Source organism: Photobacterium sp. ABD4_091, assembly GCF_056160145.1.
On record NZ_JBSWWQ010000001.1, the window covers coordinates 2,879,610 to 2,894,065 of the forward strand.

12 protein-coding genes are annotated in these 14,456 nt (G+C 46.1%); 10 read left to right on the top strand and 2 right to left on the bottom strand.

All coding sequences use genetic code 11. The features are described from left to right. Positions 1 to 12: 12 nt before the first annotated feature. On the bottom strand, positions 13 to 1,278 hold the full coding sequence (locus tag ACXAGQ_RS13220; protein WP_475254321.1) for an SGNH/GDSL hydrolase family protein: 1,266 nt from the start codon (positions 1,276 to 1,278) through the stop codon (positions 13 to 15). Between the two features lie 250 nt (positions 1,279 to 1,528). On the opposite strand from ACXAGQ_RS13220, the gene ACXAGQ_RS13225 reads away from it, so the two are divergent. From ACXAGQ_RS13225 to ACXAGQ_RS13245, 5 genes are all read left to right on the top strand, one after another. Beyond that, positions 1,529 to 1,756: a hypothetical protein gene (locus ACXAGQ_RS13225; protein WP_475254322.1), complete on the top strand. Its 228-nt coding sequence runs from the start codon at positions 1,529 to 1,531 to the stop codon at positions 1,754 to 1,756. Between the two features lie 11 nt (positions 1,757 to 1,767). Then, positions 1,768 to 1,941 (top strand): GNAT family N-acetyltransferase, encoded by a 174-nt coding sequence (locus tag ACXAGQ_RS13230; protein WP_475254323.1) that lies wholly within the window; start codon positions 1,768 to 1,770, stop codon positions 1,939 to 1,941. Between the two features lie 166 nt (positions 1,942 to 2,107). Next, positions 2,108 to 2,563 carry a hypothetical protein gene (locus ACXAGQ_RS13235; RefSeq protein WP_475254324.1) on the top strand — a complete coding sequence of 152 codons (456 nt, stop codon included), beginning with the start codon at positions 2,108 to 2,110 and terminating at the stop codon, positions 2,561 to 2,563. A 53-nt stretch (positions 2,564 to 2,616) separates the two neighbouring features. Beyond that, positions 2,617 to 3,078 carry a hypothetical protein gene (locus tag ACXAGQ_RS13240; RefSeq protein ID WP_475254326.1) on the top strand — a complete coding sequence of 154 codons (462 nt, stop codon included), beginning with the start codon at positions 2,617 to 2,619 and terminating at the stop codon, positions 3,076 to 3,078. Positions 3,079 to 3,406: 328 nt separating this feature from the next. Continuing rightward, positions 3,407 to 4,903, top strand: a complete 1,497-nt coding sequence (locus ACXAGQ_RS13245) for a sodium:solute symporter family protein (RefSeq protein WP_475254327.1) — start codon at positions 3,407 to 3,409, stop codon at positions 4,901 to 4,903. Positions 4,904 to 5,040: 137 nt separating this feature from the next. On the opposite strand, the gene ACXAGQ_RS13250 is transcribed toward ACXAGQ_RS13245, so the two are convergent. Next, entirely contained in the window at positions 5,041 to 5,601 is a 561-nt protein-coding gene (locus ACXAGQ_RS13250; RefSeq protein ID WP_475254329.1) for a hypothetical protein, read from the bottom strand. A 421-nt stretch (positions 5,602 to 6,022) separates the two neighbouring features. Between ACXAGQ_RS13250 and ygfM the strand changes: the two genes are divergently transcribed. The 5 genes from ygfM (at position 6,023) to ACXAGQ_RS13275 (ending at position 14,446) form a co-directional block, all read left to right on the top strand. After that, positions 6,023 to 6,817 (top strand): molybdopterin-dependent oxidoreductase FAD-binding subunit, encoded by a 795-nt coding sequence (gene ygfM, locus ACXAGQ_RS13255; RefSeq protein WP_475254331.1) that lies wholly within the window; start codon positions 6,023 to 6,025, stop codon positions 6,815 to 6,817. A 2-nt stretch (positions 6,818 to 6,819) separates the two neighbouring features. Further along, a complete protein-coding gene (locus ACXAGQ_RS13260; RefSeq protein ID WP_475254333.1) occupies positions 6,820 to 9,690 on the top strand; it encodes a molybdopterin-dependent oxidoreductase Mo/Fe-S-binding subunit in 2,871 nt (956 codons plus the stop codon). Positions 9,691 to 9,943: 253 nt separating this feature from the next. Continuing rightward, a complete protein-coding gene (locus tag ACXAGQ_RS13265; RefSeq protein ID WP_475254334.1) occupies positions 9,944 to 11,350 on the top strand; it encodes a nucleobase:cation symporter-2 family protein in 1,407 nt (468 codons plus the stop codon). An 89-nt stretch (positions 11,351 to 11,439) separates the two neighbouring features. Beyond that, positions 11,440 to 12,756, top strand: a complete 1,317-nt coding sequence (gene guaD, locus ACXAGQ_RS13270) for a guanine deaminase (RefSeq protein ID WP_475254335.1) — start codon at positions 11,440 to 11,442, stop codon at positions 12,754 to 12,756. 307 nt (positions 12,757 to 13,063) lie between these two features. Further along, a complete protein-coding gene (locus ACXAGQ_RS13275) occupies positions 13,064 to 14,446 on the top strand; it encodes an NCS2 family permease (protein ID WP_475241653.1) in 1,383 nt (460 codons plus the stop codon). The last annotated feature ends 10 nt before the right edge of the window (positions 14,447 to 14,456 follow it).

Genomic DNA, 14,456 nt, shown 5'->3' on the forward strand with positions numbered 1-14,456 from the left:
TATAAACCGTAGTTAAAAATCGTATTGATTGATAACCCCAGCCAGGATCTTGTCAGCGATGTATTTGTGCGTTGCCGTGGTTGGGTGGGTGACCCCCCAGAATACATACTTGTCAGAGCCATGATAGGCACAATCATTGGTTAGGCTGTGGCTGTAAAGGTAATCCATTGCGCTGCTGCGGTTGATATTAAGGCATGCGTCTTTGGCATTCTCAAAACCATGGGCTTTTGGCGCTGTGGTTATATCGTTGAACATCTGCGCGGCATCGACCAGCGCGACGTTGATCCCTTTGTCTTGATAGAGCTGAGCCTGTTCGCGGATATAGACATTGAATAGTTGAATTTTAGCCCGGACTTTTTCAATCTCATCTTGGGTCGAGTATTTAAACTGCGGCGCCTTGGTGGCATCCGGTAGGGTAAACAGCATGATATTTTGCGCACCAGCGTCTGTCAGGCGAATAAGCGCGCTACTGAAGTCTGCTTTGACTTCAGAGACTTCACGGTTGTAGTTCATGAAGTCGTTCAGGCCGAACTCCAAGGTAAACAGGGTACGCTCAGGCTGATAGTTTTGCGCCATTTTCATATAGGTCAGATAAGAGGTGACCTGATCATATACACCGGTCAGCGCTATATACTGATTGGTGCCGGCAGCACCACCGACTGCCCAGTTATAAAGCGGAATGTTTTTGTCGCGAGCTAAGTATTCTGTCCATACCAATCCATTGGAGAAACGACCCAAAAACCAAGAATTAGGGTTAGGGAATAGCCATTGTGAGGCGTTAAAAATATTGCCGGTATCAGACAGGCTATCACCAAAGGCAACCATTTTGTTGATAGTCTGTGGCTGGAAAACGGGATCATTGAACCAAATCGAGTGGTTATAAGACATTCGGTTATCAGCGGCATAGTAGCTCATATCAGCCGTTTTATGATCAACGTCGAGTGTTGCCTTACAGCGCTCGATAATTTTCTCTTGGTTAGCATCGGTATAGAACATATTTTTATATGACACCGATGACCACCAATATCCGTCTAGAGTGAAGTAGTCGCCGTTTTCATCCAGTGCCCACTCCCAGGTAGTTGCCGGATCGTCATGATTATAATGAGGCCGGTACCAGCAGCGGACATAAGTATAAGTTTGGTTAGCCTGAACACTGCTGACTTGGAATGAAGTAATAGCCTCGGGGGTAAGTTGGTTAGATGTTGCTGTATCTGAAGCGATTGTATCTGTAGCGTATGTTGCGAAAGGCAATAACAGAGTAAGTAATAATTTATTCATTGTATTTTTCTTCTTGTTAATGAAGTTAGCGCTATTAACCATATGATTAATAGAGTAATTGTTGGTGAGTGTATTGGAAGCGGTATTTTGCCTGTGAATAGTTTTATATCAATGGCTTTGTTTTTGAAATGTATTAACTTGGTATAAGGATCGCTTTATAAACATATATTGAAAAATGATTTTATCAATAAGGCTATTTGGAAGTAATACAAAGCCCGATTTATGTTGGCGGTTTGATTTAAGAAAAATGATGGAATTAATAATCACAGAAAAACCTCGAAAAGAGGATGATGAAAAAATAATTACCGGAATAAGGGATTATAATTTTCAATTTGTTGAAAAAACTCTCAAGCCTATTTCTGTCTATCTTAAGGGTGAAAATGAAGAAATAGTGGCAGGTTTAAAAGGGAATACTTGCGGCAATTGGTTACATGTCGAATATTTGTGGGTTGACGACAAACTCAGAGGCAGAACTTAGGTGCTAGGGTATTGGGCGCTGCTGAAGATGAAGCCCAAAAGCGAGGGTGCGTCGCCTCAACGCTTGATACCTTTAGCTTTCAGGCTTTAAATTTCTACAAGAAACAAGGCTATGAGGAGGTAGCGACTCTTAAGGGTTACTATGGCTCGTTTAAACGGCATATATTACAAAAGAAGATAGCATGAGAGTTAAGATTCTAGTGTTTAGGACAAAAAGATGTAAAAACTATACTTATCACACACTTTAAATACTCAATAGGTTGTATAGTGGCGATTTTCTGGTTTTATGTTGTTGATATGGTGCTAGGCCATTCAATGAATCAAGTTGTTTTTCGTACAAGGAGAGTACCTGTTGAAAATACTTAAGGTTTTGGGAGTAATTGTATTTGTTTGTATATTTCTTATTGGGGGGATGTTCTATTGGGCTGCACATGAAACTCACCAAGTTAAAGCAGAAGTTACCCCATTTCTTGAAAAGAGTGTTCCCTTAATAGCTACCTGGGATGTAGCTAACTTTGAGCATTTATTTACTGCTGAAGGAAAAGAAAACATTCAAAGTGAACAAGGTCTCAAAGTAATAAATTACCTTTCAAAGCTAGGTGCACTAAAATCATTCGAAGAACCAACCTTCATTAAGTCAACTTCCTCTGTAACGACTAAGACCGGTAGCAGTGACGTGGCTATATTCATAGTTCAAGCTCAGTTTGAAAAAGGTGGTGGCCTTTTTACATTTACTTTAATGCGTACAGATTCAGGCTATCTTATTCAAGCAGTAAATTTGAACTCTGACTATTTTTTGGAGCTGTAAGTTTAAGTTTGCTATTAATAGACTTTCAAGCGGGCTGTGTAAGTAGGTTTTGTATGAAAGATGTATTTGATGTATGGTATATGTTTGTGCTTGGAATTATTCCAATATGTATTATTGCAATATTTATTACATTTTTATTTATGAAGTGGCAACTTAAAAATCACTTCATGATTGTATTGTTTTTATTTATGTTTATCAGTTTTTTTTCATTGTTCATAATGAGACATATGATTAGAAATGAAGTGTCAGAGCACTTGGATGAATACAGTTTTATTATAAGCTCTTCTATGGATGTTGATGAGCAGAAGTTGATAAGCGCATTGAAAAAGCAAAGTTATATTACGACAAATAGAACTCGGCCAGAAAAAATGAACACATTACGTATTGTTATAAATTTAGGAGAAATTGAGTTATGGATAGCTGAAGACTCTGATAATTCAGATATATATTGGGTTTTTTACCCTAAGTATTTATACAGTCGTAGCAATGAGATAGGTAAGATTCGAATCAGATGAGCTAGATGGCATATCTAACAAAACCTCCAGAAAAAAAGTTAACTTTATTTCTCTTGAACGTTCATGCCCTGAAGTTATCAATATGATAGTACTATCAATGAAAGTGAATAATGCTTAGATTGAAAGCACTTTTTCATTCGATTTTTTCTCCGTTTAATCAATGCCTTTTTGACATTTACTACCAGTAATTTAATAAAGAAGCTTATAAAATTGTAATCGTTATCATCTTTGCTTTATCGGAATAGAACTTGCTGTGAGGGGATGTACAGAAAGGCTTTACAGGTAGTAATTAACAGTTCTGTTGCTTCAAAAAGTAAGGAGTACTTTTATGGCAGGTAATACAGTAGTTTTAATGATTGTAGTGGGCTATTTGTTTTTTCTCATTGGAATAGGTATTTATTCATCGAAGAAGATTGGTGATTCGGAGGATTTCCTCGTAGCAGGAAGAAGGCTTGGTCCCTTTCTGATTGCAGGTACATTGGCAGCGACTGAAATCGGTGGAGGTTCGTCGTTGGGGGTAGTCGAAAAGGCTTATGGTGATTGGGGCTTCTCTGCGTTGTGGTATGTCGCGACGATGGGGGTAACCTTTACTATTATTGCCCTGGTTGCACCAATGCTCAGGCGGGCAATGGTTAAAACCATTCCTGAGTTTTTCCGTAAGAGATATGACAAACCGTCGGCGCTTTTTACTTCGGTAATTATGATACTGCCCTTGATTGGTTTAACCGCAGTGCAGTTTATTGCGTCTGGGGTCATTTTGTCGGTCATCATGGACTGGGATTATACAACTTCGGTTATTGTTATCTCTTGCGTTGTAATCATTTATTCCATGCTGGGTGGATTATGGTCGGTTTCGTTAACCGATTTTACCCAGATGTTGATGATTGTATTCGGTATGCTTGCTGTCGTGCCATTCTCTCTTGACCTCGTCGGCGGTTGGAATGTTGTCGTTGCCAATACCAGTTCCGAGAGATTGTCTTTTACCCAAGGGATCGGGGTACCCACTATTGTTAGCCTCATATTAATTTATGCCGCTTCTTTCATTTGTGGTCAGGAAGTTACCCAGCGTTTGTATGCAGCGAAAAATGGCCGGACGGCATTGGTGGGCAGCTTGCTCACGGCATTGGTGTTTTTTGCATTTGCCATGATCCCAGCAGCGCTTGGGATTATTGCCCGAACCATGGTTGATCTTGGGATGATCGACGGCTCAGCTATTGTGGAAAACGGTGCCCGCTACGCGCTTCCTACATTGGCTGTACAAGTAATGCCACCGGTTTTGGTTGGATTGTTATTTGCAGGTATTTCATCTGCAACCATGTCGTCAGCTTCGTCTGATTTGCTGGGGGCAGGTTCTATCTTTGCCAATGATATTTACAAGGTTTACGTCAATCCCGATGCAGATCAGGCAACACTGTTGAAAGTGGCGCGATTGACCATACTTGCGATTGGTCTTTTCTCGATTGCAGTTGCTGTGCTCAATACCGGCGCCATTATTTCAATTTTGATGTTCTCATTTAGCCTTCGTGCTGGAGGGACGTTAGTTCCATATTTACTTGGCCATTACTACCAGAAAGGCAGTAAGCAGGGGACATGGGTATCATTGTTGCTTGGTACCTTGGGCATTTTGGCTGTGAAATATGGGTGGGTAAACTTCTTCGGGTTAGATGGTATCTTCCTCGGCTTGCTGCTAAGTGCGGTCGGGTATTTCTTGTTTAGCTCTTTGTATCCAAATACACAGCCTATCGCAGACTACCGATTTGAGCAGGAGAGTGAAGCGGTCACTGATTCGAAGGAAACAGGCCACCATACAACGAAACACTCTTGAGTATAAAATCTGAAATGTATATTAGAAAGCAGGCTTCATGGCCTGCTTTCTGGTTAGCTGATAAAAGGGCAGATAAATTATCTGCCCTTTTATATTTTAATACTCTTAAATCTATACCTGTTTTAATTAACTTTATCCTAGCGAACCCACTCCTGATAATACCTTATACATTGTATTTGAGCGGCTTTTTGAGGGAACTTGATATCATGGCCTGTAATTTTGATGTTTCTTTCATCTTCGTTATAGCCAATTGAATATAAACGGTAGTTTTCTGCGTACAATATAGGCCCGCTGCAATCGCGTTCACCGTAAAAAGAAGCCCTTAACCATAATACCCATGTCACACCGTCATCTGCGCTTGTTTGGCGATAGTTAGCAATTCGGTCGGCATAAAACTCCCAGCCCCCGTTATAAAACATTGTAAACTGGGCTGGGTTTTCGTAATGAAGATCTTCTCTGAAGAAGTCTAAATTTTCCAATAAGAAGATTGGATATGAAAGGGATCCTTTTTTACCTTTGGGTGGAAGAAGGCTTTGAGTTACAGCGACTGCAGTGGGCTCTGGCCCAGCTTCATTGACAGGATCATTGGCAACAACGTCAACACTTTCATCTTCATCAGATGAACTGCAACCAAACAACAATAAAGAAAGAATACAACTTACTAAGACTGATTGAATACGATAAGTACTAAACAACATAACAGCCCCAAACTATAGACAGTTTGATATGTAGTACAATTATAGTTTGCCACATAGAATGTTCGATATTAGTTTTGTCAGATATACCCTCAAAGGAACTATCATTCCCACCCATATCATTTTGATAGCCCCCTGATATTATTTTGATATCACCTCTGAGCTTAGTGATAACCGTTATTATCTACTTGATAATCTAGATATTTATCCGGTTTAAAAAAAGTGATATGTGTCCCGACGCTGATCGCATTTTTACTGAAATTTCGGACTGTGCTCACGAATCCTTGCCTCAGCTGACCAGTTTCAGCAGTTTGGCGTGTTTGTTGCCTTTTAGATATTCAAGACATCAATAACGTTCCGTAAAAGCCTCTCGGCCGAACGCATGATGCAGGAATAACAATGAGAATGCGAAAAGGCAATTAACATGATTGAACAATATCTAACGCCTGATACCCCTGCTCAGGCACTTGAATTCAAGCAGCAGCATGGCAGTGATGCCATCTGGTTTGCAGGCGGATCCAAAATCAATGCAGCGCCAACTAAAACGGATAAAACGGTTGCTATCTCTCTGGGTAAGCTGAACCTCTCCAAGGTTGAGCAGCAAGGTGACAGCCTACACATTGGTGCGATGTGCCACATTCAGCAACTGATTGACCACGAGTTAGTGCCAGTGGCGTTGAAACAATCTGCGGCCTTTATCTATTCCCGCCATGTCCGCAACCAGGCCACTTTGGGTGGTGAAATTGCGGCTCGCCAACCAGAAGCTTTGCTTGTGCCTAGCTTGATTGCACTAAGGGCGAAACTGAAGCTGGCAAATGGCTTGGAAGTGGATGTAGAAGATTACATCAACAGTGAAGAGCGTGAACTCATCGCAATTATCATTATTCCAGATAGAAATCTTACCTGTATTGGTTACAACATTGCCCGCTCGGCAGCAGGGTTAGCCATTGTGACTGCGGCAGTATCTATCGATAAACAAGGCAACAAGGTGATTGCCCTTGATGGTGTTTCTCCTTTGCATGACGGTGCAGCCCGTCCGGTTCGCCTGCGTGATGTGGAAGCACAAGATCTTAAAGGGGAGCTGCTTGAGCAAGCGGTGGCTGATGCGATCTATCCGGAAGCCGATATTCGCGGCAGTGTGGAGTATAAGCGATATATCGCAGGTGTGGTGATCACGGATTTGATGGCTGAATGTCAGCACTTGGTAGAGGAAGCATAATCATGACGATTCAATTTACCTTAAATGGCCGCCCTCAATCTTTGGAATGTCGTCTTGGTGAAAATGTACAGACATTGCTGCACTCTATGGGCTATCACTCGGTGCGAAACAGTGATGATAGTTGGGGCTTCGCCGGATCGGACGTGATCCTGTTCAATGGTGAACTGATCAATGCTTCATTGTTGATCGCCGCCCAGCTTGAAGGCGCAGAAATCAAAACTGCTGAAGCTCTTGGTGAGTGGAATCAGCTAAGCTTGGTTCAGCAGGCGATGATCGATGTCGGTGTGGTGCAATCAGGCTACAACGATCCGGCATTGGCACTTATCTTAACCGAATTGCTTGAGCGTATTCCTCAGCCAAATCGTGATGAAATTAATGACGCGCTATCAGGCTTATTCAGCCGTGATGCGGGTTACCAGCAGTTCTACGAAGTGGTTGAATTGGCGGTGAAGCGTCTTAACGATCCTGACTATACCCAGCAGTTTGCCCCTGAGTTCCGTGATGATCTGGCGGTAGTCGGTAAGAACTGTCCGAAGATTGATTCGGCCAAAATGGTTCAGGCCAAGCCGTGCTATGTCGAAGACCGCATTCCTGCCAATGCTTGTGTCATCAAGGTGCTACGTAGCCCACACGCCCATGCGTGGATCAAACATCTGGATGTATCCAAAGCCGAAGCACTGCCTGGTGTGGTCTCGGTGATCACTCATGAAAACTGCCCAGATATCCCTTACACCCCAGGTGGTCAGAGTGCTCCAGAGCCATCACCGCTAGACCGTCGTATGTTCGGTCAGAAAATGCGTCATGTCGGCGACCGTGTTGCTGCTGTTGTTGCCGAGTCAGTAGAGATTGCCGAGCAGGCATTGAAACTCATCGATGTCGAGTACGATGTGCTTGAGCCAGTGATGAGCATTGACGAGGCGATGGCTGCCAATGCGCCGATTATTCACAACGAACCTATCGAGTACGGTGTTGGTGCGCCGGATGACTTGGAAGAGCAGAACCGCAATGCCGATCCGCGTGAAGGCAAACTGATTGTTAACTTCCCGATTGGTTGCTTCCCTCGCAAGAACATTGCCGCCAGTGTCCGTGGCCATATCGGTGATTTGGACAAAGGCTTTGCTGAAGCGGATGTGATTATTGAGCGTACTTACGAGTCCAAGCAGGTACAGCAGCTGCCGGTTGAAACCCATATTTGCTACAGCTACATGGATGGTGATCGTATCGTAATGCACGATTCGACACAGGTGCCTTGGCACGTACGCCGTCAGGTTGCCAAGATATTGGGTGTGAAGCAGAACAAAGTCCATATCGTCAAAGAGCGTGTGGGCGGCGGTTATGGCTCGAAGCAAGATATCTTGCTGGAAGATGTGTGTGCGTGGGCAACTTGGACCACAGGCCGTCCGGTCTACTTCCATCATACCCGTGAAGAGGAGTTCATCTGTAACTCAACCCGCCACGTGGCTAAAGTGACGGTGAAACTTGGTGCGAAGAAAGACGGTACACTGACTGCGATTGATATGGACTTCCGTGCCAATACCGGCCCTTACGGTAACCACGCACTGACTGTCCCTTCAAATGGCCCTGCATTGTCACTGCCACTGTACCCATGTGACAACGTCGATTTCAGGGTTACCACTTACTACTCAAACATTTGTCCTACCGGGGCTTATCAAGGCTACGGCGCGCCGAAGGGGAACTTTGCCCTAACGATGGCCATGGCTGAAATGGCAGAAGAGTTGGGTATCGACCACTTGGATATGGTTGAGAAGAACCGTGTTGTTGAAGGTCAGGAGCTGAAGATCTTAGCCGCTATTGGTGAAGGCAAGATGCCAACCAGCGCTCCGAAAGTACACAGCTGTGCATTGGAGCCAATCCTGCGCGAAGGCCGCAAGCTGATTGAGTGGGATAGTCCGAAACACGCTGAAGGCGAGTGGAAAGTTGGCCGCGGTGTGGCGATTATCCAGCAGAAATCCGGTATTCCAGATATCGACCAAGCCAACTGCCGTATCAAGATGGCCTCTGACGGTACTTTCATTGTTCATTCCGGTGGTGCCGATATCGGTACTGGTTTGGATACGGTGATCAGCAAGCTGACCGCAGAAGTGCTGTGTTGCCCGATGGACGAAATTACCGTTCACTCTGGTGATACCGACCACGCCCCATTCGATAAAGGGGCTTATGCCTCATCGGGTACCTGCTTCTCAGGCAATGCCGCCAAGCGTGCTGCCGAAGCGATGCGCGACAAGATCCTTAAATGCGGTGCTGAAATGCTCGAAGAGCCAGTGGAAGACGTAGAGATTGTCGCTCCAGGTTTGGTGAAAGGTAAGAAAGGCGAGGTGAGCTACTTCGATATCGCCCACAAAGCAGAAAGCGGCACAGGGTGGGGGCAGTTACTGGCTTCAGGCTGCTTTATTACGCCAGAGTTTGCCTTCCCTTATGGCGCTAACTTCGCCGAAGTGGCGGTCAATACCCGTACGGGTGAAATCCGCCTGGATAAGTTCCATGCCCTGCTCGATTGTGGTACGCCGGTTAACCCTGATTTGGCTCTTGGCCAGATTTACGGTGCCAGCATGCGTGCTATCGGCCACAGCTTGTATGAAGAGCTGATTTACGATGACAACGGCGTGCCTGTTACCCGCGATCTGAAGAGCTACGGTGCACCGAAGATCGGTGATATTCCACGCGACTTCAAAGCGGTGTTGGTACCAAGTGATGATCCGGTTGGCCCTTACGGTGCGAAATCGATATCTGAAATTGGGGTTAACGGTGCTGCCCCTGCCATCGCCAGTGCAATTCATGATGCATGTGGTGTCTGGTTGCGTGATTGGCACTTCACCCCAGAGAAGATTTTGCAAGGTCTGAATAAGCTGTAACTAATGCGCAAGCGGTCATTTCCAGGGGATGGGAAATGGCCGTTTTGTTTTTCGGCTCCGGTTTTCCGGGCTGGTGTTTTGGCAATTACGCCGTCATGACTTGGCTGGTATCGACTGTCTCAGCAACTGAATCTAACACTGGGTAGTCATGATAGTAAGCGGGTAGGCAGGCACAAGCTCTGTTGAGCTTGGTGTAAAGGGCCCTGGAGTTTCTGGCTAGGTTATCGATTTAAAGATTTCGGATGGAACAGAAATGAAACTACTGTACAACGTGGAAGACAAGCCCCCTGTGGGCGCCTCAATTCTCTTAGCTCTTCAACACATGCTGGCCGCAATGGGAGCGATTATCGCCGTGCCTTTGGTGGTCGGTAGTGCAATCGGATTACCCACCGACCAAATGGTGATTTTGGTCAACGCCGCCCTAATGGTCTCGGGTGTAGTAACCATCATCCAGTGTAAAGGGGTTGGCCCGGTTGGGATCCGGCTTCCTGTGGTGATGGGAACCAGCTTTACCTTCGTTGCTATCTCTATCTCAATCGGCTTGGACTCAGGGATCTCCGGCGTGTTCGGCGCGTCTTTGATTGGCTCCTTGGTGATGATTATCGGTAGTCGGTTTATGCCGCAAATTCGCAAACTGTTCCCTCCTGTGGTATCCGGTACCGTGGTGGTGTTAATTGGTCTGACAATTTTACCTGTTTCCGTTGACTGGTTTGCTGGTGGCTTTGTCGGCCAGGAGGGCTACGGCCACATCAATAACCTGATGCTCGGCTTATTGGTGTTAGTGGTGGTTATTGTCTTGTCACAACTCGGCAAGGGGCTGATTTCCGCAGCAGCTATCGTGATCGGTATGATGGTTGGTTACATAGTGGCTATATTTATGGGAGTAGTTGACTTTACTCCTGCACATGAAGCGAAGTTCTTTTCTTTGCCTGAGGTATTACCTTTCGGATTGAGCTTTACTGTCAGTGGCATCATTGGCATGTCCATAGCCTATTTGGTGACCATTATGGAATCGACCGGTGACTTTCTTGCACTGAGTGATGCGACCCACACCAAATTAACAGGGAAAAAGCTATCGAAAGGGATCTTGTGTGACGGTATTGGTAGTGCGCTGGCGTCGGTATTTGGCGCAACCCCGTTCTCATCATTCAGCCAGAATGTTGGTATTGTATCGATAACTGGTGTGGCCAGCCGCCATGTTGTCGCTGTTACCGGTGTGATCATGCTCATTGCTGGTATGTTCCCGAAACTGGGCGGTATTGTGGTTACTATTCCTTCTCCGGTACTTGGCGGTGCTGGACTTGTGATGTTCGCAATGATCATCTCTGCAGGGATTGGCATCCTGTCACGAATTAATTTTACCAAACGCAATATGCTAATCATCGCTGTCGGTGTGGCTTCGGGCATGGCGGTGACTGTTCGTCCTGAGATCCTGACTTATATGCCAGATTCAATGCGTGTCATCCTTGGCTCGGGTATCACAACCGGCTCATTGGTTGCTCTTGGCCTGAACATAGTTCTGGGTATCAACCGTGCAGATGAAGCGGAAAGCGCTAAAGAAAAACGCGAAGCACTGAAAGAACAAATTAAAGAATGTGAGGCGTGTGAAAAAGCGTTGGCCGAGGAAGAGGCGATGCAATCGCGCGAGCAACAGGTTTAAACCCATAACAGAAAGAATTTGAAAAATGACAGCGCTGGAAAACACGGTGAATCCTACCACTGTCCAGCCAGAAAAGATAAGAGGTAATCATGGAATATACCCAATCAGTGAAAGCAATTAGAGCGTCGATATTGGATATTGCCAAGGTTGTCGACAAGCCTGAGGAGATAGAGCAGAACATTCGCTTTATTGAAGATGGTTTGATGCTAGTCGACAACGGCCGTATTGAATGGGTTGGCGAATGGGAAGAGGGCAAAGATCAAATCCCGCCGACAGTGAGGATCCGCAGTTATCCAGGCAAGATTGTGATGCCAGGGTTTATCGATACCCATATCCACTACCCACAGGCCGAAATGGTTGGCGCCTATGGTGAGCAACTGCTGGAGTGGCTGAACAACTACACCTTCCCAACGGAAGCCAGGTATAAAGACAAAGACTACTCCCGTGAAATGTCGACTTTCTTTATCAAGCAGCTACTGCGTAACGGTACCACGACTGCATTGGTCTTCGGTACAGTCCATCCAGAGTCAGTTGATGCCTTGTTTGAAGAGGCCGAGAAGATCAACATGCGGATGATCGCCGGTAAGGTGATGATGGATCGCAATGCGCCTGAATACCTGCTGGATACACCGGAAATTGGCTACAACCAAACCAAAGAATTGATTGAGCGCTGGCATAAACGTGGCCGTTTGCTATATGCAATTACTCCGCGTTTTGCACCGACTTCCACGCCTGAGCAGCTCGCCATGGCGGGAAAACTCAAGGAAGAATACCCAGATACCTATGTACACACCCATCTGTGTGAAAACAAGAATGAAATCGCTTGGGTGAAAGAGCTTTACCCTGAGCAGGATGGCTACCTTGATGTTTATCACCACCACGGTTTGACCGGGCCGAAGAGTGTCTTCGCCCATTGTATCCACCTTGAAGATGAAGAGTGGGACTGCCTGCATGAAACCGACTCAGCAGTGGCGTTCTGCCCAACCTCGAACCTCTACCTAGGCAGTGGTTTGTTCAAGCTGCAGGAAGCTTGGAAGCGCAAGGTGAAAGTCGGTATGGGTACCGATATTGGTGCTGGGACAACCTTCAATATGCTTCAGACGCTGAATGAAGCATATAAAATCATGCAGTTGCAACAGCACCGTTTGTCGGCCTTTGAGGCGTTTTACCTCGCCACCTTAGGCGGTGCGAAGTCTCTTTCATTAGATCACCTGATTGGTAACTTTGAGGTAGGTAAAGAGGCAGATTTCGTCATTATCGATCCATGCTCGACGCCATTGCAGCAACTTCGCTACGACAGCTCGAAAGATCTGTCTGAGAAATTGTTCATGCTGATGACCTTGGGCGACGACCGGAGCATTTACCGAACCTATGTGGACGGTCGATTAGTGTACGAGCGCGGTTAAATTTTACGCAAACGGTTTCGCCGGAAAATAAGTTTTTGACAATGCAGGGTGAGCAAAGCGTATAATCGCCGCCAATTTACCTTGCCCAGCCCCGGTTTTTCACTCTAGGGATATTCCATTTAGGGAAATGATGGGTTCTGTTAACTGGGGTTGTGTCGATAAAAGTCAGCAACATTTTTAACGTGACAGACAAGTCACAGCCCCAAAAAAGCAATCGATTGCGACGGGGCGGGTTGAGAGGAAGCTCAACGTTTTTTAAGGTGATCAGGCTGCGAGCCTGACGCTAAATTTTACAAGGAATCACATCATGTCTGAAAATAGTTCGATTCATCATGAATCTACAGTTGTAGCAGAAGACACACCCCGTAAGAGTGGGTTGGATGGGTATTTTAAAATCTCCCAGCGTGGCAGTAGTGTCAAACAGGAAGTGGTCGCCGGTTTGACGACTTTCCTAGCAATGGTTTACTCCGTTATCGTTGTGCCGAGTATGCTGGGTGCCGCAGGGTTCAATCAAGGCGCAGTGTTTATCGCGACCTGTTTGGTTGCAGCGTTCGGTTCACTTTTGATGGGTCTTTGGGCCAACCTGCCGATGGCCATTGGTTGTGCCATATCACTTACCGCCTTTACCGCATTTAGCCTAGTACTGGGGCAGGGGATCAGCATTCCGGTTGCATTGGGTGCGGTATTCCTGATGGGTGTGGTATTTACTGGTATTACCGTGACCGGTGTACGTCAGTGGATACTTACCAACCTGCCATTTGGTATTGCCCATGGTACGGGTATCGGTATCGGTCTGTTCTTGCTGTTGATCGCAGCTAACGGTGTTGGCCTTGTGGTACAGAACCCGCATGAAGGTCTGCCTGTTGCCTTGGGTGAGTTCACATCACTGCCAGTGATCATGTCTATCGTCGGTTTGGCAGCTATCTTCGGCCTTGAAAAGCGCCGTGTGCCGGGCGGTATCTTGCTGGTCATTGTGGCTATTTCTATCTTTGGTTTGATCTTCGACCCGAAAGTGACTTACCAGGGCTTGTTTGCGATGCCATCGTTCGGCGCTGAAGGTGAGTCGCTACTGGGCACCATGGATATCATGGGGGCACTAAACCCAATCGTGATCCCAAGTGTATTGGCGTTGGTAATGACCGCAATTTTCGATGCAACCGGTACTATCCGCGCGGTGGCTGGTCAGGCAAACCTGCTTGATAAAGACGGCCAGATCATCGATGGCGGTAAAGCGCTGACTTCTGACTCAGTCAGTAGTATCTTCGCGGGCTTCGTTGGTGGTGCACCTGCGGCGGTATACATTGAATCAGCAGCGGGTACGGCAGCTGGCGGTAAAACTGGCCTGACAGCGACAGTCGTCGGTGGCTTGTTCTTGTTGCTACTGTTCTTGTCACCTATCAGCTACTTGGTACCCGCTTACGCTACCGCACCAGCACTGATGTATGTTGGTCTGCTAATGATGAGCAATGTTAGCAAGCTGGATATGGCTGACTCTGTTGATGCGCTATCTGGTCTTGTGTGTGCGGTATTTATCGTACTAACAGGTAATATCGTTACCGGTATTATGCTGGGCTTTGGCTCTTTGGTGATTGGCCGTGTGATTTCTGGTGAAGCGAAGCGCCTGAATGCCGGTACCGTGATCATTGCCATTGTGCTGGTGGCGTTCTACGCAGGTGGCTGGGCGATTTAAAGCCCTCTAT

Bases quoted from the DNA above. Each gene is read 5' to 3' on its own strand.
- ACXAGQ_RS13220 (WP_475254321.1), bottom strand. From the start codon at position 1,278: ATGAATAAATTATTACTTACTCTGTTATTGCCTTTCGCAACATACGCT.
- ACXAGQ_RS13225 (WP_475254322.1), top strand. From the start codon at position 1,529: ATGGAATTAATAATCACAGAAAAACCTCGAAAAGAGGATGATGAAAAA.
- ACXAGQ_RS13250 (WP_475254329.1), bottom strand. From the start codon at position 5,601: ATGTTGTTTAGTACTTATCGTATTCAATCAGTCTTAGTAAGTTGTATT.
- ACXAGQ_RS13240 (WP_475254326.1), top strand. From the start codon at position 2,617: ATGAAAGATGTATTTGATGTATGGTATATGTTTGTGCTTGGAATTATT.
- ACXAGQ_RS13265 (WP_475254334.1), top strand. From the start codon at position 9,944: ATGAAACTACTGTACAACGTGGAAGACAAGCCCCCTGTGGGCGCCTCA.
- ACXAGQ_RS13245 (WP_475254327.1), top strand. From the start codon at position 3,407: ATGGCAGGTAATACAGTAGTTTTAATGATTGTAGTGGGCTATTTGTTT.
- ACXAGQ_RS13275 (WP_475241653.1), top strand. From the start codon at position 13,064: ATGTCTGAAAATAGTTCGATTCATCATGAATCTACAGTTGTAGCAGAA.
- ygfM (WP_475254331.1), top strand. From the start codon at position 6,023: ATGATTGAACAATATCTAACGCCTGATACCCCTGCTCAGGCACTTGAA.
- guaD (WP_475254335.1), top strand. From the start codon at position 11,440: ATGGAATATACCCAATCAGTGAAAGCAATTAGAGCGTCGATATTGGAT.
- ACXAGQ_RS13260 (WP_475254333.1), top strand. From the start codon at position 6,820: ATGACGATTCAATTTACCTTAAATGGCCGCCCTCAATCTTTGGAATGT.